Source organism: Enterobacter cloacae complex sp. BZL2005, from assembly GCF_049238885.1.
GTDB lineage: Bacteria > Pseudomonadota > Gammaproteobacteria > Enterobacterales > Enterobacteriaceae > Enterobacter > Enterobacter roggenkampii.
In genome coordinates this window covers 63,872-84,782 of record NZ_JBMKGI010000016.1, presented here as the reverse complement: position 1 = coordinate 84,782, position 20,911 = coordinate 63,872, and the positions used below count along the sequence as shown (strand labels likewise).

Sequence of the window (20,911 nt, the reverse complement as noted above, 5' to 3'; positions counted from 1 at the left end):
GTAAGGCGTAGCCGCCACCCGGCACACTGGCTACTTCACGTCAAACCGATCCAGATCCATGACCTTCGCCCAGGCGGCAACGAAGTCGCGGACAAACTTCTCATGCGCATCATCGCTGGCGTAAACCTCGGCCAGCGCGCGCAGGACGGCGTTAGAGCCGAAGACCAGATCGGCGCGGGTGGCGGTATATTTCACTTCACCGCTGGTGCGATCGCTTCCGGCAAACAGCTCATTGGACTCATCGGTCGCCTTCCACTGCGTGTTCATATCCAGCAGGTTCACGAAGAAATCAGTGCTCAGCACGCCCTCACGGTTGGTAAACACGCCGTTCTTGCTGCCATCAAAGTTGGCACCCAGTACGCGCAGGCCGCCGATCAGCACCGTCAGTTCTGGCGCAGTCAGCGTCAGCTGTTGGGCTTTATCAATCAGCAGAGACTCCGTGGTGGACACATCCACCTGCGCACGGTAGTTGCGGAAACCATCGGCAATCGGTTCGAGCAGGTTAAACATCTCGATATCCGTCTGATCCTGACGCGCATCAACGCGGCCCGGCGTGAACGGTACGGTGACATACACACCTGCCGCTTTTGCGGCCTGCTCAACGCCTACCACACCCGCCAGTACGATGATATCGGCCAGAGAGGCTTTGTTGGTGGTGCGCTGGATAGCTTCCAGGGCTGGCAGCGCGCGAACCGCCGCAGCGTTCACGTCCCAGTCACGCTGAGGCGCCAGCGCCAGACGCGCGCCGTTGGCACCGCCACGCTTATCGCCGCCGCGGAAGGTCGAGGCTGACGCCCAGGCAACGGAAACCAGTTCGCTCACGGAGAGACCAGAGGCAGCGATTTCCGCCTTCAGGCTTTCAATGTCTTCTTTCGTCGGATTGAACACCGCCTGCGGCAGCGGGTCCTGCCAAATCAGATCTTCATTCGGCACTTCCGGGCCAAGGTAACGCGATTTTGGCCCCATATCACGGTGGGTCAGCTTGAACCAGGCACGCGCGAAGGCTTCGTTGAAAGCCTGCGGGTCGTTCAGGAAGCGGCGGGAAATCTTCTCGAATTCCGGGTCGAAGCGCAGCGTCAGGTCGGTGACCAGCATGGTAGGCTTGCGTTTTTTCGACGGGTCGAACGGATCGGGCATGATTTCCGGCGCATCCACGGCTTCAAACTGAATCGCCCCTGCCGGACTGCGGGTCTGTACCCATTCGTATTTGAACAGGTTCTCGAAGAAGTAGTTGCTCCACTGGGTCGGGGTTTGTGACCAGATAACTTCCAGCCCGGAGGTAATGGCATCAGCACCAACCCCCGTGCCGTGCGTGCTGGCCCAGCCCAGGCCCTGTGCTTCAATCGGTGAGGCTTCGGGGTCGGTACCCACGTGGGTGGCTTCACCCGCGCCGTGAGTCTTGCCGAGGGTGTGGCCGCCTGCAATCAGCGCGACGGTCTCTTCATCGTTCATGCCCATGTTGCCGAAGGTCGCACGAATCGCTGCCGCCGCTGACAGCGGTTCACCGCTGGCGTTCGGCCCTTCCGGGTTCACGTAGATCAGGCCCATTTCGGTGGCTGCCAGAGGACGCTTAGCCAGCACTTCCGGGTCACGGTGGGTCAGCCAGGCTTTTTCATCACCCCAGTTCACGTCCAGATCCGGTTCCCAGACGTCTTCACGCCCGGCACCAAAACCAAAGGTACGGAAGCCGGAGTTCTCCAGCGCCACGTTACCCGCGAGGATAAACAGGTCGGCCCAGGAGATTTTTTGTCCGTATTTTTTCTTGATAGGCCACAGCAGACGGCGCGCTTTATCCAGGCTTACGTTATCCGGCCAGGAGTTCAGTGGCGCAAAGCGCTGTTGACCGCGTCCTGCCCCACCGCGCCCGTCCACGGAGCGATAGGTACCCGCACCGTGCCACGCCATACGGATAAACAGGCCCGCATAGCTGCCCCAGTCGGCAGGCCACCACGGTTGAGAGTCGGTTAAAAGTGCTTTGAGGTCGCCTTTAAGGGCAGAGTAATCAAGCTTGCTGAATTCTTTGCGGTAGTCGAAGTCTTCACCCAGCGGGTTCGAACGATTGGAATGTTGGTTAAGAAGATCGATGCGGAGTTGTTTTGGCCACCAGTCGCGGCTGCCTGTACCTGCGCCCGCGCTGTGATCGACGCCGCCCTGATGGAACGGGCATTTGCCGACTGATGCCGCTTTATTGGTCTCGTCTGACGTGCTCATCGCTATGCTCCCTTTTACAGTGTTACCGTTACGATATACACCACTAGCAATAAGTTATAGTTGAATTAATCCACAGATTCGATAGCTGATACCTTTTAACTTTTTACCCTGTTAAAAAGCCCTCTATTTAAGAGGGCTTTCGGTGTTTTACGCGGGGCGAACGCCCAAAGTATGGCAGATGGCATAGCTCATCTCCGCGCGGTTTAGCGTGTAGAAGTGGAAGTCTTTCACCCCTTCACGGCTTAAGATTTTCACCATGTCCATGGCGATATTGGCCCCCACCAGCTTGCGGGTTTCCGGGTCATCATCCAGACCTTCGTACATTTTGGACATCCACAGCGGAATGCGCACGTTGGTCATATCGGCGAATTTCTTCGCCTGTTTGAAGTTAGAGACCGGCAGAATGCCCGGGATAATTTCAACGTCGATGCCCGCGGAGACGCAGCGGTCACGGAAGCGCAGGTAGCTTTCGACATCAAAGAAGAACTGGGTAATGGCGCGGTTGGCACCGGCCTCCACTTTACGCTTGAGGTTAAGCAGATCCGCCTGGGCGCTTTTCGCTTCCGGGTGAACCTCAGGGTAAGCAGCCACGGAGATATCGAAATCTGCCACCTCTTTCAGCAGCCCAACCAGGTCGGCCGCATACATCTCTGGCTTGCCGCTGCCGGGCGGGAGGTCGCCGCGCAGCGCGACAATATGACGGATGCCGTTATTCCAGTAGTCCTGGGCGATGGCACGCAGCTCGTCGCGGGTAGCGTCGATACAGGTGAGGTGCGGCGCCGCTTCCAGACCGGTACGATCTTTGATGCCTTTAATGATGCTGTGCGTACGGTCACGCTCGCCAGAGTTCGCACCGTAGGTCACGGAGACAAACTTTGGTTTCAGGCTGCTGAGACGATCGATAGAGCTCCACAGGGTTTGCTCCATTTCACTGGTGCGCGGCGGGAAAAATTCAAAAGAGACGTTAATCTGGCCGTTTACTTCGGCCAGGCTCTGGTTCAGTGCTTCCCGCTGGTTGGCGTGAAAAAAGCTCATACCCTACCCCTATCAATCGCGTGTCATTGTCTGTTGTTTTGTGAACTTCTATACGTTTAGACGTCCAGATGTAAAAATGACGGAAAAGCGGGGGGACGTCAATAGAAATAATCAACAATAACGGTGAGGTTTGCTCAGGGAAGATGAGGGAAATTCATGATGGGGGTGAGCGCGGTCCGATGCCCTCACCCTAATCCTCTCCCACAGGGAGAGGGAAATTGAGTTTTTACAGCAGCTTAGCCAGACGGTTGATGTCGGACTGGATTGCCCCAGCGGTGACGTCGCGCCCGGCGCCCGGGCCGCGGATCACCAGCGGGTTATCGCGGTACCAGCGGCTTTCGATGGCGAAGACGTTATCGCACGGCAGCAGCGCCGCCAGCGGATGTTCAGGACGCACCGCCTCGACACCGACGCGCGCTTTTCCGTTGGCCTCGAAACGCGCTACGTAACGCAGCACCAGACCCATCTCGTTCGCCGCTTCCAGACGCTGCACCATCTGCTCGTTAAGCTCTTCACCATTTTCAAAGAAATGATCCACAGAACCCTCTTCACAGCCGGCAGGCACCAGCGACTCGACGCGGACGGAATCCGGCTCGATGTCATAACCGGCTTCACGCGCCAGGATCACCAGCTTGCGCATCACGTCTTTACCGGAGAGGTCAACGCGCGGATCGGGTTCCGTTAAGCCCTGCTGCCACGCCTGATCCACCAGGTCGGTGAACGGCACGGTGCCGTCGAACTGCAGGAACAGCCAGGAGAGCGTACCGGAGAAGATACCGCTCAGCGCCAGAATGCTGTCACCGCTTTCAATCAGGTCGCGCACGGTGTGGTTTACCGGCAGGCCCGCGCCCACGGTGGCGTTATACAGCCAGTGACGGCCGGTTTTTTCAAACGCGTCGTGGATCTGGCGGTATTTATCGGTGCTGCTTGCCCCCGCCAGTTTGTTCGCACTGATGACGTGGAAACCGTGGCTGGCGAAATCAAGATACTGATCGGCAAGCTGTTCGCTGGCGGTCACGTCCAGCACCACCAGATCGTCATACGGGTGCGCACGCATCCACAGGAACAGCGACTCTTCATCCTGCTCGACGGCTTCATCATTAAAGAAGGCAAGCGCGCGGCTGGCATCCAGCCCTTCGTAGTTCAGCAGGCTGCGGCGACTGTCCACCACGCCTGCGAGAATAAATTCAAACCCGGTACGCGCCGAGAGCGTGACCTGTTCGCGGGCGAACAGCTCCAGCCAGCGGGAACCGATGTTGCCTTTACCAAACAGCACCAGGCCGATGCGTTTTTCCGCGCGAAACAGAGAGGTATGCAGACCCTGAATCAGGCTTTCGGTTGGCCCTTTGCGCAGAACGGCAACCAGGCTGATGCCCTCTTCCGACTGCCAGGTGAACTCCACCGGCTGGCCTTTCAGCTGCTGCCAGAAGCGGTGGCAGTGCAGCGGGTTACGGGTGACGCCCGCGCCCACCATCGCCACCAGCGCCAGCCCCTGACGCAGGCGAAGCTCGCCCGGCAGGCCCGCTTCATCCAGAATTTTCAGCGCGCTGTCCGCCACTTCTGCGGTATAGCAGAACTGCAGCAGCTGGCGGTCATTATGCACACCCACGGCCAGCGGACGCACCTGGGCGCGTTTCAGGATCGTGTCGATCTCTTTATGTGCCAGCCTGAAGTCCTGGCCCGCAGGAACCTGGAACTCAATCAGGCAGATGTCGTCGTGGCTCGTAACAATACGCGCCCCGGTACCAGAGGCCAGCACGCGCTCAATGCGCGTGGAGCCTTGATCCGGGGTATAGCTGCAGCGCAGCTGCAGGTCAATATCGCTACCAGAAACCGGCTGCAGCGTACGGGCGTGCAGCACCGGTGCCGCCAGACGCGCCAGCTCGCTGGCTTCATCCAGGCGCAGCAGCGGCAGCAGGCAGGCATCTTTTACTTTGCGCGGGTCCGCGCTATAAACACCGGCCACGTCGCTCCAGATGGTGACGCGGGACACGCCCGCCAGAGCACCGATTTGCGTCGCCGAGTAGTCGGAGCCGTTACGGCCCAGCAGCACGGTTTCACCCGCGTTGCTGCGGCTGATAAAGCCGGTAACCACAATGCGTTTGCCCGGGTGCTGCACCAGCAGCTGTTGCAGCAGCGGGTAGGATAACCCTTCATCCACCTGCGGCTGCGCGGCGCGTTCGGCACGCAGGAAATCACGCGCGTCAAGCCAGGCGGCGTCCACACCCAGGTGTTGCAGAACCGCAGCCATCAGGCGCGCGGACCATACTTCACCGTGGCCCACCACTTCGGCATACACCGCATCGGTAATGCCGCTGTCCAGCAGGGCAGCCAGACGCTCAAGATCGTGCGTGAAGGCGCCGATCAGCCCGTCCGCCACGTCCGCAGGCAGCAGGCCGGCAATCAATTCGCTCTGATAGCGACGTAATGACTGTTGCACCTGATGCGCAGAAAGGCGATCGGTCTGGCTCAGTTTCAGCCAGCTAATCAACTGGTTGGTGGTGCTGCCCGCCGCCGAGACAACCATCATGTCACCCGGCTGTGAATATTCCGTCATGATCCCTGCGACACGCAGGTAACATTTCACATCAGCAAGACTACTACCACCAAACTTGTGCAGCTGACGACCCTTCGCCCCTGCCTGCGCTATCACACTCATGATTACCCCTTGGCTGCGACCCGGAAGCCATTTTCCAGATCGGCAATTAAATCTTCAGAATCTTCGATACCGGTTGAGATCCGCAGCAGCGTCTCAGAAATCCCGGCGGCGGCACGTGCTTCGGGTGCCATTCCTGCGTGCGTCATGGTCGCGGCGTGGGAGATCAAGCTTTCAACCCCACCTAAGGATTCCGCCAGCGTAAACAATGACAGCCCGCTCAGGAAGCGACGCAGCGTTTGCTCGTCACCGTCCAGTTCAAAACTTAACATCGCGCCAAACCCTTTCTGCTGGCGCGCGGCAATCTCGTGCCCCTGGTTTTCCGGCAGCGACGGGTGGTACAGCTTCTTCACCAGCGGCTGGGTTTTCAGGAAGTCGACAATCGCCTGAGCATTGCGCTGCGCCACGTCCATGCGCGGCGACAGCGTACGGATGCCGCGCAACAGCAGGTAGCTGTCGAAGGCGCCTGCGGTGACGCCAATATTATTGGCCCACCATGCCAGTTCGGTGACAACGTCAGGATCTTTGGCAATCACCACGCCTGCTACCACGTCAGAATGGCCGTTCAGATATTTAGTGCATGAATGCAACACCAGATCGGCACCCAGTGCGAGTGGGTTCTGAAGGGCCGGACTGAGGAACGTATTATCCACTACACTTATCGCTCCCGCATCCCTTGCGAGCTGACAAATTTTCGCAATATCGACAACGCGCAACAATGGATTGCTTGGACTTTCCACCAGAACCAGCTTCGGTTTCTCTGCCAGCGCCTGTTTCAGCGCCTGTTCGTCGTTTTGATCGACAAACAGCACGCGATAGCAGCCGCGCTTTGCCAGGCTGTCAAACAGACGATAGCTGCCGCCGTAGCAATCGTGCGGCGCAACCAGCAGGTCGCCAGGCTTCAGGAACACCGTGGTCACCAGATGAATGGCAGACATGCCGGTATTGGTTAATACTGCCCCTGCGCCACCTTCCAGTTCGGCCAGCGCGCGCTGGGTCACGTCACGCGTAGGGTTGCCACGACGCGAGTAATCATGCGCACGGGGTTCATTAAATCCGGTGAAGTTGTAGGTACTGGAAAGATGAATGGGCGGAACAACGCAGCCGTACTGCTCGTCATCATTTAATCCGCTACGCACTGCGATAGTGGCTTGTTTACGCGTCATGGTGAGGGCTTCCTGGCGAATGAGGTGAAAAGTCAGGCACCAGAGTAAACATTGAAAGTATGGACGTCAATACATCTGGACATCTAAACTTCTTTGCGTATAGATTGAGCAATGCGCAAATAGCCGTTAAAATTATATGCTTTAGTGCACGCTGCAGCGGCAATATCCGTGCCACGGTATCGTCTCTACGGTAAACTAGGCAAGATTGCGGTTCAAAACGGGTGGTTACCGGTTTTGCACCTTTAGATAAATGACTGAGAGGATTAAAGGTATCTCATGGCTGAATGGAGCGGCGAATATATCAGCCCATACGCTGAGCACGGTAAGAAGAGTGAGCAAGTAAAGAAAATTACGGTTTCCATTCCTCTGAAGGTGTTGAAGATCCTCACCGATGAACGTACGCGTCGTCAGGTGAACAACCTGCGCCACGCAACCAACAGCGAACTGCTGTGCGAAGCGTTTCTGCATGCGTTTACCGGTCAACCGTTGCCGAACGATGACGATCTGCGCAAAGAGCGTAGTGACGAAATCCCGGAAGAGGCGAAGGTGATCATGCGTGAACTGGGTATTGACCCGGAGACGTGGGAATACTGAGAAGCGGATACAAAAAAGGCACCTTGCGGTGCCTTTTTTTCGGGAAACTTATTTAGCGCCCGGGATGCTGAAACGCTTGTTGAAGCGGTCAACACGGCCACCGGTTGCAACATCACGCTGCTTACCAGTGTAGAACGGGTGGCATTTGCCGCACACGTCCAGGTTCAGATCGTGACCCACGGTAGAGCGGATCTGGATAGAGTTACCGCAAGAACAGTTTGCAGTAATCATTTCGTATTTCGGGTGAATATCTTTTTTCATGGGAGAACCTCAGTTAAGGCCGCGTCGCTCTTCCAGCCCTAACGCCAGACACCACGCGATGTTGATTGTAAGTTCTTTGGCGTAAAGTACACCAAAGGCGGCGAATCATACAGAATTTGACCAACGTATGCAAACTGATCCGCACGCCGCTTTTACTAATGTGTATACTAACGCGCCACTTTTCAAGTCAGGAAGATTCGATGCCCGTCGCTCACGTTGCCCTGCCCGTTCCGCTTCCCCGCACCTTTGACTATCTGCTGCCCGACAGCATGAGCGCCAAAGCGGGCTGTCGCGTGACCGTGCCGTTTGGCAAACAGCAGCGCGTGGGGATCGTCGTCTCCGTCAGCGATAAGAGCGAACTGCCGCTTAACGAACTGAAATCGGTCGTTGAGGTGCTGGACAGCGAGCCCGTCTACTCCACCAGCACCTGGCGACTGCTGCTGTGGGCGGCGGATTATTATCATCACCCCATCGGCGACGTCCTGTTCCACGCCCTGCCAATTATGCTGCGTCAGGGCAAGAGCGCCAGCCATGCGCCAATGTGGTACTGGTTTGCCACGGAGGAAGGCCAGGCCGTCGACATCAACAGCCTGAAGCGCTCGCAGAAACAGCAGCAGGCGCTGGCGGCGCTGCGTCAGGGGAAAATCTGGCGGCATCAGGTCGACGAGCTTGAGGTCAGCGAAACGGCGCTACAGGCATTAAGAAAAAAAGGGCTGAGCGACCTGGCAAGCGAGGCGCCTGCCCTTAACGACTGGCGGGAGAGTTTCTCCGTTTCAGGGGATCGCCTGCGTCTGAATACCGAGCAGGCCACCGCGGTAGGCGCAATTCATAGCGCCTCCGATCGTTTCTCTGCCTGGCTGCTGGCGGGGGTCACCGGTTCCGGCAAGACCGAAGTTTACCTGAGCGTGCTGGAAAACGTGCTCGCGCAGGGCAAACAGGCGCTGGTGATGGTGCCGGAAATTGGCCTGACGCCGCAAACCATCGCCCGATTCCGCGAGCGCTTTAACGCGCCGGTTGAGGTGCTGCACTCCGGCCTGAACGACAGCGAGCGGCTCAGCGCCTGGCTGAAAGCGAAAAACGGCGAAGCAGCGATTGTGATCGGCACCCGCTCGTCGCTGTTCACGCCGTTTAAAAATCTTGGCGTTATCGTGATCGACGAAGAGCACGACAGCTCCTATAAACAGCAGGAAGGCTGGCGCTATCACGCCCGCGATCTGGCCGTCTACCGCGCGCACAGCGAGCAAATTCCCATTGTTCTGGGATCCGCCACGCCTGCGCTCGAAACGCTGCACAACGTGCGCCAGCGTAAATACCACATGCTGCGCCTGACGCGTCGCGCGGGGAATGCCCGTCCGGCCATTCAGCACGTGCTGGATTTGAAAGGTCAGCAGGTTCAGGCAGGGCTAGCGCCCGCGCTTATTACCCGCATGCGCCAGCATTTGCAGGCGGGGAATCAGGTCATTCTGTTCCTCAACCGTCGCGGATTTGCACCTGCCCTGCTGTGCCACGACTGCGGCTGGATTGCCGAATGCCCGCGCTGCGATCACTACTACACCTTCCATCAGGCCCAGCGTCATCTGCGCTGCCACCACTGCGACAGCCAGCGTCCGGTGCCGCGCCAGTGCCCGTCGTGTGGCTCAACGCATATTGTGCCGGTCGGTCTGGGGACGGAACAGCTGGAGCAGGCGCTTGGGCCCTTTTTCCCGGACGTGCCGATTTCGCGTATCGACCGGGACACCACCAGCCGCAAAGGCGCACTCGAACAGCAGCTGGCGGAAGTGCATCGCGGTGGCGCGCGCATCCTGATTGGCACCCAGATGCTGGCCAAAGGCCACCACTTCCCGGACGTGACGCTGGTCGCCCTGCTGGACGTGGACGGCGCGCTGTTCTCGGCAGATTTCCGCTCCGCCGAGCGCTTCGCCCAGCTTTACACCCAGGTTGCAGGGCGTGCAGGACGCGCCGGTAAACAGGGCGAAGTGGTGCTGCAAACGCACCACCCGGAGCACCCGCTGCTGCAAACCCTGCTGCACAAAGGCTATGACGCCTTTGCCGAGCAGGCGCTGGCCGAACGCCAGACCATGCAGCTACCGCCGTGGACCAGCCATGTCATCATCCGCGCGGAAGATCATAACAACCAGCAGGCGCCACTTTTCCTGCAGCAGCTGAGAAACCTCCTGCAGGCCAGCCCGCTGGTGGATAGTCAGCTGTGGATTTTGGGCCCGGTGCCTGCCCTCGCGCCAAAACGCGGCGGCCGTTTCCGCTGGCAGATCTTGCTCCAGCACCCCTCGCGCATTCGTCTTCAGCATATTGTCAGCGGCGCGCTGGTGCTGATTAACACCCTGCCCGAAGCGCGAAAAGTGAAGTGGGTGCTGGACGTCGACCCTATCGAAGGCTGAAGCTGGATCGAAAAATTTAACGCTCCTCACACTTTTTATGAAAATTCTGTAACCGATTCCATTAACTATCTGTAAAAATGGTGATGTCAGAAGTTCGGTGTTCAGGCGAGGAGAAGACGTTGAAGTCCAGGAAAGAGGTTGCGGCTGCGACCATGAAAGACGTTGCCCAGAAAGCACAGGTCTCTACGGCAACAGTATCCCGCGCATTAATGAACCCGGATAAAGTCTCCCAGGCGACCCGTAACCGGGTGGAGCAGGCTGCGCTTGAAGTGGGCTATTTTCCGCAGGCAATGGGACGTAACGTCAAACGCAACGAGTCGCGCACCATCCTGGTGATTGTGCCGGACATCTGTGACCCTTTCTTTAGCGAGATTATCCGCGGCATAGAAGTCACTGCGGCGGAGCAGGGGTACCTGGTGCTGATTGGCGACTGCGCCCATCAGAACCAGCAGGAAAAAACCTTCATCGACCTCATTATCACCAAGCAGATCGACGGCATGCTGCTGCTTGGCTCTCGCCTGCCGTTTGATGCCAGCATCGAAGAGCAGCGTAATTTACCGCCGATGGTGATGGCCAACGAGTTTGCGCCAGAGCTGGAGCTGCCGACGGTCCATATCGATAACCTTACCGCCGCGTTTAACGCCGTAAACTATCTCCAGGAGCTGGGGCATAAGCGTATTGGCTGCATCGCCGGACCGGAAGAGATGCCGCTGTGTCACTACCGTTTGCAGGGTTACGTTCAGGCGCTGCGCCGTACCGGCGTGACCGTCGATCCGCACTACATTGCGCGCGGTGATTTTACCTTCGCTGCGGGTGGACAGGCGCTGGAGAAACTTCTGGACCTGCCTGAGCCGCCAACCGCCGTATTTTGCCACAGCGACGTGATGGCGCTGGGCGCATTATCGTATGCCAAACGCCGCGGCCTTCGCATACCGAAAGATTTATCCATCATCGGTTTCGATAATATTTCGCTTTCGGAATTTTGCGATCCGCCGCTCTCAACGGTCGCTCAGCCGCGCTATCAAATCGGCCGCGAAGCGATGCTGCTTCTGCTGGATCAGCTTCACGGTCAAACAGTTAGCAGCGGCTCACGGTTGCTGGACTGCGAACTGATCGTCCGCGGCACGACCCAGGCATTGACTTAAAGTAAACGTCTTTCGGATACCCTTATCTGGTCAAAGCCCCGCCGCTTAAGTAACATGGCGGACTGACGAACGAATAAATACAGCGAAACGATAGTGGCACAACGAGATTATGTACGTCGCGGCCAGCCGGCACCTTCGCGACGCAAAAAGAGTAGCTCAAGAAAAAAGCAACGTAACCTGCCTGCTGTCTCGCCAGCAATGGTCGCTATTGCTGCGGCTGTAGTCGTCGCCTTTATTGGTGGCCTGTACTTTATCACGCACCATAAAAAAGAAGAGTCTGAGGCGCTTCAGGCCAGTAAAGTCGCCGGAAATGGCCTCCCTCCGAAGCCTGAAGAGCGTTGGCGCTATATCAAAGAGCTGGAAAGCCGTCAGCCTGGGGTACGTGCGCCAACCGAACCTTCTGCGGGTGGTGAAGTGCAGAATGCGAATCAGCTTACGGATGAACAGCGTCAGCTGCTGGCACAAATGCAGGCCGATATGCGCCAGCAGCCTACGCAGCTGAACGAAGTGCCGTGGAATGAGCAAACGCCGGAACAGCGTCAGCAAACGCTGCAGCGTCGCCAGGCACAACAGCAGATTCAGCAGCAACAGCAGTGGGCGCAAACCCAGCCGGTACAGCAGCCGAAGGCACAGCCGCGGGTAACGGAACAGCCGTATCAGCAGCCGACGCGTACGGTGCAGTCTCAGCCTGTCCAGCAGCAGCCTAAAGCGCAGCCGCAGAAGCAGGCGGCTCAGCCGTATCAGGATCTGCTCCAGACGCCAGCGCACACCACCGCCCAGCAGCCGAAAACGCAGCAGGCCGCGCCGGTCACGAAAGAGACCGAAGCGCCGAAGCAGACGGCGGAGAAAAAAGACGAACGTCGCTGGATGGTACAGTGCGGTTCGTTCAAAGGTGCGGAGCAGGCGGAAACGGTGCGCGCGCAGCTGGCCTTTGAAGGGTTTGATTCGCGTATTACCACCAATAACGGCTGGAATCGCGTGGTGATTGGTCCGGTCAAAGGCAAAGAAAATGCCGATGGCACCCTTTCTCGTTTGAAAATCGCCGGTCACACAAACTGCATTCGACTCGCCTCCGGGGGTTGAAACCCCCAAAATCCCCCCCATCTATCATTTAATTCAGCCCTGGGCACAGGCTCAGGGCTTCTGTTTCCCGATTCTGTAACCAGGGGGTCTGCTCGTGACAACAATAGTAAGTGTACGCCGTAACGGCCATGTGGTAATCGCCGGTGATGGCCAGGCCACGCTGGGTAATACCGTCATGAAAGGCAACGTGAAGAAAGTGCGTCGTCTCTACAACGACAAAGTGATCGCCGGCTTTGCAGGCGGCACGGCAGATGCCTTCACGCTGTTTGAACTGTTTGAACGTAAACTGGAAATGCACCAGGGTCATCTGGTGAAAGCCGCCGTTGAGCTGGCGAAAGACTGGCGTACCGACCGCATGCTGCGCAAGCTCGAAGCGCTGCTGGCGGTCGCCGATGAAACCGCTTCGCTGATCATCACCGGTAACGGTGACGTGATTCAGCCGGAAAATGACCTGATTGCTATCGGCTCTGGCGGCCCTTATGCCCAGGCTGCTGCCCGCGCACTGTTGGAAAATACCGACATGAACGCGCGTGATATCGCGGTGAAGGCGTTGGATATTGCAGGTGATATCTGCATCTATACCAACCACAACCACACCATCGAAGAATTGACCTCCAAAGCGTAAGGATCTCCCATGTCTGAAATGACCCCACGCGAAATTGTCAGCGAACTGAACAAACACATTATCGGCCAGGATAACGCTAAGCGTTCCGTGGCTATCGCCCTGCGTAACCGCTGGCGTCGTATGCAGCTTGACGAAGAGCTGCGCCACGAAGTGACGCCGAAAAACATTCTGATGATCGGCCCGACCGGCGTCGGTAAAACCGAAATCGCCCGTCGTCTTGCAAAGCTGGCTAACGCGCCGTTCATCAAAGTTGAAGCCACCAAGTTCACCGAAGTGGGCTATGTGGGTAAAGAAGTGGACTCCATCATCCGCGATCTGACCGACTCGGCGATCAAAATGGTGCGCGTCCAGGCCATTGAGAAAAACCGCTATCGCGCGGAAGAGATGGCCGAAGAGCGCATTCTCGACGTGCTGATCCCACCGGCAAAAAACAACTGGGGTCAGGCTGAACAGCAGGCGGAACCGTCCGCTGCGCGTCAGGCGTTCCGCAAAAAACTGCGTGAAGGCCAGCTGGATGATAAAGAGATTGAGATCGATCTCGCTGCCGCGCCAATGGGTGTGGAAATCATGGCACCTCCGGGCATGGAAGAGATGACCAGCCAGCTGCAGTCCATGTTCCAGAACCTGGGCGGTCAGAAGCAAAAAACACGTAAGCTGAAAATCAAAGACGCGATGAAGCTGCTGATTGAAGAAGAAGCGGCGAAGCTGGTCAATCCGGAAGAGCTGAAGCAGGACGCTATCGACGCGGTTGAGCAGCACGGTATCGTGTTTATCGACGAAATCGACAAAATTTGTAAGCGCGGCGGCAACAGCTCCGGCCCGGACGTGTCCCGCGAAGGCGTTCAGCGCGACCTGCTGCCGCTGGTAGAAGGCTGCACCGTCTCCACCAAGCACGGCATGGTGAAAACGGACCACATCCTGTTTATCGCATCAGGTGCCTTCCAGGTTGCCAGCCCGTCGGATCTGATCCCGGAACTGCAGGGCCGTCTGCCTATCCGCGTTGAGCTGCAGGCGCTGACCACCGAAGACTTCGAACGTATCCTGACCGAGCCAAACGCCTCTGCAACCGTTCAGTACAAAGCGCTGATGGCGACCGAAGGCGTGAACCTCGAGTTCACCGAAGACGGTATCAAACGTATTGCCCAGGCAGCATGGCAGGTGAACGAAACCACCGAAAACATCGGTGCGCGTCGTCTGCATACCGTGCTGGAACGCCTGGTGGAAGATATCTCTTACGACGCGAGCGATCTGAACGGTCAAACCGTTACCATTGACGCAGAATATGTGAGTAAACATCTGGATGCGTTAGTGGCAGATGAAGATCTGAGCCGTTTTATCCTATAATCGCGGTTACTGGATTCTCATCACGTTTAATGGGGGCTAATGCCCCCATTTTTATTGGCTAAATACTTATGACTGACATCAGCCGTACTCAGGCGTGGCTCGAAAGTCTGCGCCCTAAAACACTCCCTCTGGCCTTTGCCGCGATTATCGTCGGTACGGCGCTTGCCTGGTGGCAGGGTTATTTCGATCCGCTGGTTGCCGCGCTGGCATTGATTACCGCCGGCCTGCTGCAAATTCTCTCCAACCTCGCCAACGACTATGGCGACGCGGTGAAAGGCAGCGACAAACCTGACCGTATCGGGCCGCTGCGTGGGATGCAAAAAGGGGTGATTACCCAGGCGCAGATGAAGCGCGCGCTGATTATCACCGTGGTGCTGATCTGTTTATCGGGTCTGGCGCTGGTGACAGTGGCGTCTAAGACCCCCAGCGATTTTATTGGCTTCCTGGTGCTGGGTTTATTGGCCATTATCGCAGCCATCACCTACACCGTCGGCACGCGTCCTTACGGCTACATTGGGCTCGGGGATATCTCCGTACTGGTGTTCTTCGGCTGGCTGAGCGTGATGGGAAGCTGGTACTTACAGGCGCATACGGTGATCCCTGCGCTGTTCCTGCCTGCGACCGCCTGCGGTCTGCTGGCGACCGCGGTGCTCAACATCAACAACCTGCGCGATATCGACAGCGACCGGGAGAACGGCAAAAACACCCTGGCGGTCCGTCTGGGGCCGGTGAATGCGCGTCGCTACCATGCCTGCCTGCTGATGGGTGCCCTGGTCTGCCTGGCGCTGTTTAACCTTATTTCCCTGCACAGTCTGTGGGGCTGGCTGTTTGTGCTTGCCGCGCCGCTGCTGATTAAGCAGGCCCGTTTTGTAATGCGCGAACGCAGTCCGGCCGCCATGCCGCCAATGCTGGAACGCACGGTAAAAGGCGCGCTGCTGACTAACCTGTTGTTCGTCATCGGGATTGTCTTAAGCCAGACGCTCAGTTAGCTGACAAATATCAATTAACAATTGATGATTTTGCCAACAACGCATTTCGCACGATATACTGAACACATTCGCAGCAACTGAGCGTTAAACCTATGAAATACGATACCTCCGAGCTTTGTGACATCTACCAGGAAGATGTCAACGTCGTTGAACCGCTGTTCTCCAACTTTGGTGGGCGGTCGTCGTTTGGCGGACAGATCGTCACGGTGAAATGTTTCGAGGATAACGGGTTGTTGTACGATCTGCTCGAACAGAACGGCCGTGGCCGCGTACTGGTGGTCGATGGCGGTGGTTCCGTACGCCGCGCATTGATTGATGCTGAACTGGCCGGTATTGCCGCACAAAACGAGTGGGAAGGCATAGTGGTGTACGGTTCCGTGCGCCAGGTGGACGATCTGGAAGACCTGGATATCGGGATTCAGGCCATCGCAGCCATACCGGTAGGGGCGGCAGGTGACGGCATCGGCGAAAGCGACGTGCGCGTCAATTTCGGCGGCGTGACCTTCTTCTCAGGCGACCATCTCTACGCCGATAATACCGGCATTATCCTTTCCGAAGATCCGCTGGATATCGAGTAATAAAACCGTAAGCGTGGACCATAAAAAAACCGCCAACAGCAATGTGGCGGTTTTTTTGTCCCTCGGGATTCGCGGTCCGTTGGGGAGTTTTGCAACCTTTAACCAGGATTTTTATCTTACCCTGGTTCAAATCTCAGGTAACCCCATCGACCCTTTATAAATTCCTAATTAACTATTAAAACCTTAACTACGCTGCTGCTGCTCATTATGATGCATCGTCCCTTTCCGCCATCTCGCACATGGGCATCGGTCCAGGGAAAGGTGTATTCACAACCGTATAGCAACCTTTAACCGGGCTTGTGTCCACCGACTTATCACCGGTGGTGAACGGTGGAGCGGTTAGCTGCAGGGACCGCATAATGAAACGCTATTTATGTATCGCGTTCATTGTCGCCAGCGTACTCGTTGTAAAGAGTGATGAACCGAATGTGTTCGTTGCTTTTACTATGATAGCGCAGGACAAGTAGCGTTAAGGCCGCCTTTGGCGGCCTTTTTTATGGTTGGGTGTCAGTCAGCGAGAACCATAAAAAAAGCCGGGTAGCGGCATCGCCTTACCCGGCCTGTTCAGTTCATCCCAGTGGGAATCAGACTTCTTCCATACGTCCCAGCAGCGCCTGCAGGCGATCCTGCCAGCCGTTCTGCTGTTCGCGCAGCTGGTTGTTTTCGCGCTCCAGTTCTTCGCGGCCGTGCTGCGCGTTCTGTACTTCCTGCGCCAGGCTGTTGTTCTTCTCTTTCAGCTCTTCAATTTCCATCTGCAGCAGGGTGATGGTGTCAATCGCCTGCTGTACTTTCGATTCCAGTTTCTCAAACACTTCTAAAGACATGATGCTACCTCTCCTGAATTGCAAGGCGACGCTTTAACATAAACGCGCACGACATATACCGTCGATTGTATGGAGCGCGGCGCTCTGTGTCCAGCGACACACCGCGCAGATCGCGGTTTGCAACACTTTTAGGTCTGGTCCTGGTGCGTTCGCATCATATACCCCTAAATTGTTAACTGATTCGTTAATGAAATGATTCAGCTCACATTCCTGTACTGATCCTGTACTGCTGCAAAAATGTGCTTTATGGCGCGAAAACGCTCATTTTATTGACACAGACCACACATTTCGATTTCGATATTTCTCGTTTTTGCTCGTTAACGATAAATTAACACTATGTCTACAGGGCATCGTGGCTGTCACGGGCGGCCATGCTAACAATAAACATCAATTTCTTCAGGATTCCGATTATGAGTCAGACATCAACCTTAAAAGGCCAGTGCATTGCCGAGTTCCTTGGTACCGGGTTGTTGATATTCTTCGGAGTGGGCTGTGTCGCTGCACTGAAAGTGGCGGGTGCCAGTTTTGGTCAGTGGGAAATCAGTATCATCTGGGGTCTGGGCGTGGCGATGGCCATCTACCTGACTGCAGGGGTGTCTGGTGCACATCTTAACCCGGCGGTGACTATCGCACTGTGGCTGTTCGCGTGCTTCGACGGACGCAAAGTAGTTCCTTTCATTCTTTCTCAGTTTGCCGGCGCGTTTTGCGCAGCGGCGTTAGTTTACGGGCTTTATTACAATCTTTTCATCGACTTCGAACAGACGCATCATATGGTGCGCGGCAGCGTCGAAAGTCTGGATCTGGCAGGCATCTTCTCAACCTATCCAAACCCGCATATCAATTTTGTGCAGGCGTTCGCAGTTGAAATGGTGATTACCGCTATTCTGATGGGCGTTATCCTGGCGCTGACCGACGACGGAAACGGCATTCCGCGCGGCCCGCTGGCCCCACTGCTGATTGGCCTGCTGATTGCGGTGATTGGTGCCTCCATGGGCCCGCTGACCGGCTTCGCGATGAACCCGGCGCGTGATATCGGACCTAAAGCGTTCGCCTTTATCGCAGGCTGGGGCGATGTCGCCTTCACCGGTGGCAAAGACATTCCTTACTTCCTGGTACCGCTGTTTGCGCCAGTTGTCGGGGCTGCGCTGGGTGCGTTCAGCTACCGCAAATTAATTGGTCGCCATTTACCGTGCGACACCTGTGTGGAAGAGGAGAAGGAAACGACTTCTACCGCACAACAAAAAGCTCCGCTGTAATCTGACTACGGGACACATACCATGACCGAAAAAAAATATATCGTTGCGCTCGACCAGGGCACTACCAGCTCCCGCGCTGTCGTAATGGATCATGACGCGAACATCGTCAGCGTGTCACAGCGCGAATTTGAGCAAATTTATCCTCGTCCAGGCTGGGTCGAACACGACCCAATGGAGATCTGGGCGTCACAAAGCTCCACGCTGGTCGAAGTGCTGGCAAAAGCGGATATCAGTTCCGACGAGATTGCCGCGATTGGTATCACTAACCAGCGTGAAACGACGATTGTCTGGGAACGTGAAACCGGTAAGCCTATTTACAACGCCATCGTCTGGCAGTGCCGCCGTACCTCTGAGATCTGCGAGCAGCTGAAGCGCGACGGCATGGAAGAGTACGTGCGCAGCGCCACCGGTTTGGTGGTTGACCCGTATTTCTCTGGCACCAAAGTGAAGTGGATCCTCGACCACGTGGAAGGTTCACGCGAACGTGCAAAACGCGGCGAGCTGCTGTTCGGCACCGTCGACACCTGGCTTATCTGGAAGATGACCCAGGGACGCGTCCACGTCACCGACTACACCAACGCCTCGCGTACCATGCTGTTCAACATCAACACCCTGGAGTGGGATGACAAGATGCTGGACGCGCTGGATATCCCACGTGCGATGCTGCCTGACGTGCGCAAGTCTTCTGAGGTTTACGGCCAGACCAACATCGGCGGTAAAGGCGGCACCCGTATTCCTATCGCCGGTATTGCCGGTGACCAGCAGGCGGCGCTGTTCGGCCAGCTGTGCGTCAAAGAAGGGATGGCGAAGAACACCTACGGCACCGGCTGCTTTATGCTGATGAACACCGGCGAGAAAGCGGTGAAATCAGAAAACGGCCTGCTGACCACCATCGCCTGTGGACCACGCGGCGAAGTGAACTATGCCCTGGAAGGTGCGGTGTTCATGGCCGGTGCGTCTATCCAGTGGCTGCGCGACGAGATGAAGCTGATCAGCGATGCGTTCGACTCCGAGTACTTCGCGACCAAAGTGAAAGACACCAACGGCGTGTACGTGGTGCCTGCATTCACCGGTCTGGGCGCGCCGTACTGGGATCCGTATGCACGCGGCGCAATTTTTGGCCTGACGCGTGGCGTTAACTCTAACCACATTATTCGCGCCACCCTGGAATCCATCGCCTACCAGACGCGCGACGTGCTGGAAGCGATGCAGGCGGACTCCGGCATTCGTCTGCACGCCCTGCGCGTGGACGGCGGTGCGGTAGCGAATAACTTCCTGATGCAGTTCCAGTCCGACATTCTGGGTACCCGCGTTGAGCGTCCTGAAGTGCGTGAAGTCACGGCGCTGGGCGCGGCATACCTTGCCGGTCTGGCGGTAGGCTTCTGGCAGAACCTGGACGAGCTGCAGGAAAAAGCGGTGATCGAACGCGAATTCCGCCCTGGCATCGAAACCACCGAGCGTAACTTCCGCTACAGCGGCTGGAAGAAAGCGGTGAAACGCGCACTGGCGTGGGAAGAGCACGAAGAGTAATCATATATTCCCTCTCCCCTGGGGAGAGGGTCAGGGTGAGGGGCCCGGACCGCACCGGTCCCCTCGCCCCTCCCCACTCTGTGATAAACTTCGTGCAATTCCTTTTGATTGTACGAGTACCTCATGAAACGTGAACTTGCTATCGAGTTTTCCCGCGTCACCGAAGCGGCTGCCCTTGCAGGCTATAAGTGGCTGGGTCGTGGTGACAAAAATACCGCAGACGGCGCAGCCGTCCATGCCATGCGCATTGTGCTTAACCAGGTCAACATCGACGGCACCATCGTGATCGGCGAAGGCGAGATCGACGAAGCGCCAATGCTCTACATCGGTGAAAAAGTCGGTACCGGTAAAGGCGATGCCGTGGATATCGCCGTCGACCCGATAGAAGGCACGCGCATGACCGCAATGGGTCAGGCCAACGCCCTGGCGGTGCTGGCCGTGGGCGATAAAGGCTGCTTCCTTAACGCGCCGGATATGTACATGGAAAAGCTGATTGTCGGTCCTGGTGCGAAAGGCGCAATCGACCTCAGCCTGCCGCTGGAAGAGAACCTGCGTAACGTCGCCAGCGCGCTGAACAAACCGCTGAGCGAACTCACCGTCACTATTCTGGCCAAACCGCGCCACGACGCCACCATCGTGCAGATGCAAAAGCTCGGCGTGCGCGTGTTTGCCATTCCGGATGGTGACGTTGCCGCCTCGATCCTGACCTGCATGCCGGACAGCGAAGTAGACGTGCTGTACGGCATCGGCGGCGCGCCGGAAGGCGTAGTCTCTGCGGCAGTGATCCGCGCGCTGGACGGCGATATGCAGGCTCGTCTGCTGCCCCGCCACGAGGTGAAAGGCGACAGCGAAGAGAACCGCCGTATCGGGGAAAACGAGCTGGCACGCTGCGAAGCGATGGGCATCGAGGCCAACAAAGTGCTGGCGCTGCATGATATGGCCCGTAGCGATAACGTGGTCTTCTCGGCGACAGGTATCACCAAAGGCGATCTGCTGGACGGCATCAGCCGCAAGGGCAATATGGCCACCACTGAAACGCTGCTGATCCGCGGAAAATCACGCACCATTCGCCGCATCCAGTCTATCCACTATCTCGACCGCAAAGACCCGGACGTACAGACGCACATTCTGTAAAACCGTTTGATCGATAGAGCTTTCCGGCCTAAATGGGCTGGAAATCTCCCCGTTAAGTACGGAAGATAGAACAGAGAAACAGCA

The 20,911-nt window shown here is 57.1% G+C and carries 17 protein-coding genes; 11 read left to right on the top strand and 6 right to left on the bottom strand.

Annotated elements, in window-relative coordinates; genetic code table 11:
- Positions 1-30: 30 nt before the first annotated feature.
- From katG to metB, 4 genes are all read right to left on the bottom strand, one after another.
- Positions 31-2,211: a catalase/peroxidase HPI gene (katG, locus tag ACOTXI_RS20775; protein WP_058654116.1), complete on the bottom strand. Its 2,181-nt coding sequence runs from the start codon at positions 2,209-2,211 to the stop codon at positions 31-33.
- A gap of 147 nt (positions 2,212-2,358) precedes the next feature.
- Positions 2,359-3,246 carry a methylenetetrahydrofolate reductase gene (gene metF, locus ACOTXI_RS20770; RefSeq protein WP_008501796.1) on the bottom strand — a complete coding sequence of 296 codons (888 nt, stop codon included), beginning with the start codon at positions 3,244-3,246 and terminating at the stop codon, positions 2,359-2,361.
- Positions 3,247-3,472: 226 nt separating this feature from the next.
- A complete protein-coding gene (locus ACOTXI_RS20765; protein ID WP_021242814.1) occupies positions 3,473-5,905 on the bottom strand; it encodes a bifunctional aspartate kinase/homoserine dehydrogenase II in 2,433 nt (810 codons plus the stop codon).
- Between the two features lie 2 nt (positions 5,906-5,907).
- On the bottom strand, positions 5,908-7,068 hold the full coding sequence (metB, locus tag ACOTXI_RS20760) for a cystathionine gamma-synthase (RefSeq protein ID WP_021242813.1): 1,161 nt from the start codon (positions 7,066-7,068) through the stop codon (positions 5,908-5,910).
- 276 nt (positions 7,069-7,344) lie between these two features.
- Here metB and metJ point away from each other — a divergent pair, with 276 nt between their 5' ends.
- Entirely contained in the window at positions 7,345-7,662 is a 318-nt protein-coding gene (metJ, locus tag ACOTXI_RS20755) for a met regulon transcriptional regulator MetJ (RefSeq protein ID WP_003862042.1), read from the top strand.
- Positions 7,663-7,710: 48 nt separating this feature from the next.
- Here the strand turns inward: metJ and rpmE are convergent, their stop codons facing one another.
- Positions 7,711-7,923, bottom strand: coding sequence for a 50S ribosomal protein L31 (gene rpmE / locus ACOTXI_RS20750; protein WP_003862040.1), 213 nt, complete (start codon positions 7,921-7,923; stop codon positions 7,711-7,713).
- A 200-nt stretch (positions 7,924-8,123) separates the two neighbouring features.
- Here rpmE and priA point away from each other — a divergent pair, with 200 nt between their 5' ends.
- The 7 genes from priA (at position 8,124) to rraA (ending at position 16,083) form a co-directional block, all read left to right on the top strand.
- A complete protein-coding gene (gene priA, locus ACOTXI_RS20745) occupies positions 8,124-10,319 on the top strand; it encodes a primosomal protein N' (protein ID WP_025912299.1) in 2,196 nt (731 codons plus the stop codon).
- A 119-nt stretch (positions 10,320-10,438) separates the two neighbouring features.
- Positions 10,439-11,464 carry a DNA-binding transcriptional regulator CytR gene (gene cytR, locus ACOTXI_RS20740; protein ID WP_023293597.1) on the top strand — a complete coding sequence of 342 codons (1,026 nt, stop codon included), beginning with the start codon at positions 10,439-10,441 and terminating at the stop codon, positions 11,462-11,464.
- A 93-nt stretch (positions 11,465-11,557) separates the two neighbouring features.
- Positions 11,558-12,547, top strand: a complete 990-nt coding sequence (gene ftsN / locus ACOTXI_RS20735; RefSeq protein ID WP_032675654.1) for a cell division protein FtsN — start codon at positions 11,558-11,560, stop codon at positions 12,545-12,547.
- Between the two features lie 94 nt (positions 12,548-12,641).
- A complete protein-coding gene (gene hslV / locus ACOTXI_RS20730; RefSeq protein WP_008501802.1) occupies positions 12,642-13,172 on the top strand; it encodes an ATP-dependent protease subunit HslV in 531 nt (176 codons plus the stop codon).
- A 9-nt stretch (positions 13,173-13,181) separates the two neighbouring features.
- Positions 13,182-14,516, top strand: a complete 1,335-nt coding sequence (gene hslU, locus ACOTXI_RS20725; RefSeq protein WP_008501803.1) for an HslU--HslV peptidase ATPase subunit — start codon at positions 13,182-13,184, stop codon at positions 14,514-14,516.
- Between the two features lie 68 nt (positions 14,517-14,584).
- Positions 14,585-15,505 (top strand): 1,4-dihydroxy-2-naphthoate polyprenyltransferase, encoded by a 921-nt coding sequence (gene menA / locus ACOTXI_RS20720; RefSeq protein WP_008501804.1) that lies wholly within the window; start codon positions 14,585-14,587, stop codon positions 15,503-15,505.
- Between the two features lie 92 nt (positions 15,506-15,597).
- A complete protein-coding gene (gene rraA, locus ACOTXI_RS20715) occupies positions 15,598-16,083 on the top strand; it encodes a ribonuclease E activity regulator RraA (RefSeq protein ID WP_008501805.1) in 486 nt (161 codons plus the stop codon).
- A gap of 584 nt (positions 16,084-16,667) precedes the next feature.
- Here the strand turns inward: rraA and zapB are convergent.
- Positions 16,668-16,907, bottom strand: coding sequence for a septal ring assembly protein ZapB (gene zapB / locus ACOTXI_RS20710; protein WP_010436935.1), 240 nt, complete (start codon positions 16,905-16,907; stop codon positions 16,668-16,670).
- Positions 16,908-17,317: 410 nt separating this feature from the next.
- Between zapB and ACOTXI_RS20705 the strand changes: the two genes are divergently transcribed.
- The 3 genes from ACOTXI_RS20705 to glpX all read left to right on the top strand — a co-directional run bounded on the left by ACOTXI_RS20705 (position 17,318) and on the right by glpX (position 20,827).
- Positions 17,318-18,163, top strand: a complete 846-nt coding sequence (locus ACOTXI_RS20705) for an MIP/aquaporin family protein (RefSeq protein ID WP_058654114.1) — start codon at positions 17,318-17,320, stop codon at positions 18,161-18,163.
- A gap of 21 nt (positions 18,164-18,184) precedes the next feature.
- On the top strand, positions 18,185-19,693 hold the full coding sequence (glpK, locus tag ACOTXI_RS20700) for a glycerol kinase GlpK (RefSeq protein ID WP_008501808.1): 1,509 nt from the start codon (positions 18,185-18,187) through the stop codon (positions 19,691-19,693).
- Between the two features lie 123 nt (positions 19,694-19,816).
- The gene (gene glpX, locus ACOTXI_RS20695) at positions 19,817-20,827 is read left to right on the top strand and encodes a class II fructose-bisphosphatase (RefSeq protein WP_058654113.1); all 1,011 of its coding nucleotides are present in this window, start codon (positions 19,817-19,819) and stop codon (positions 20,825-20,827) included.
- The last annotated feature ends 84 nt before the right edge of the window (positions 20,828-20,911 follow it).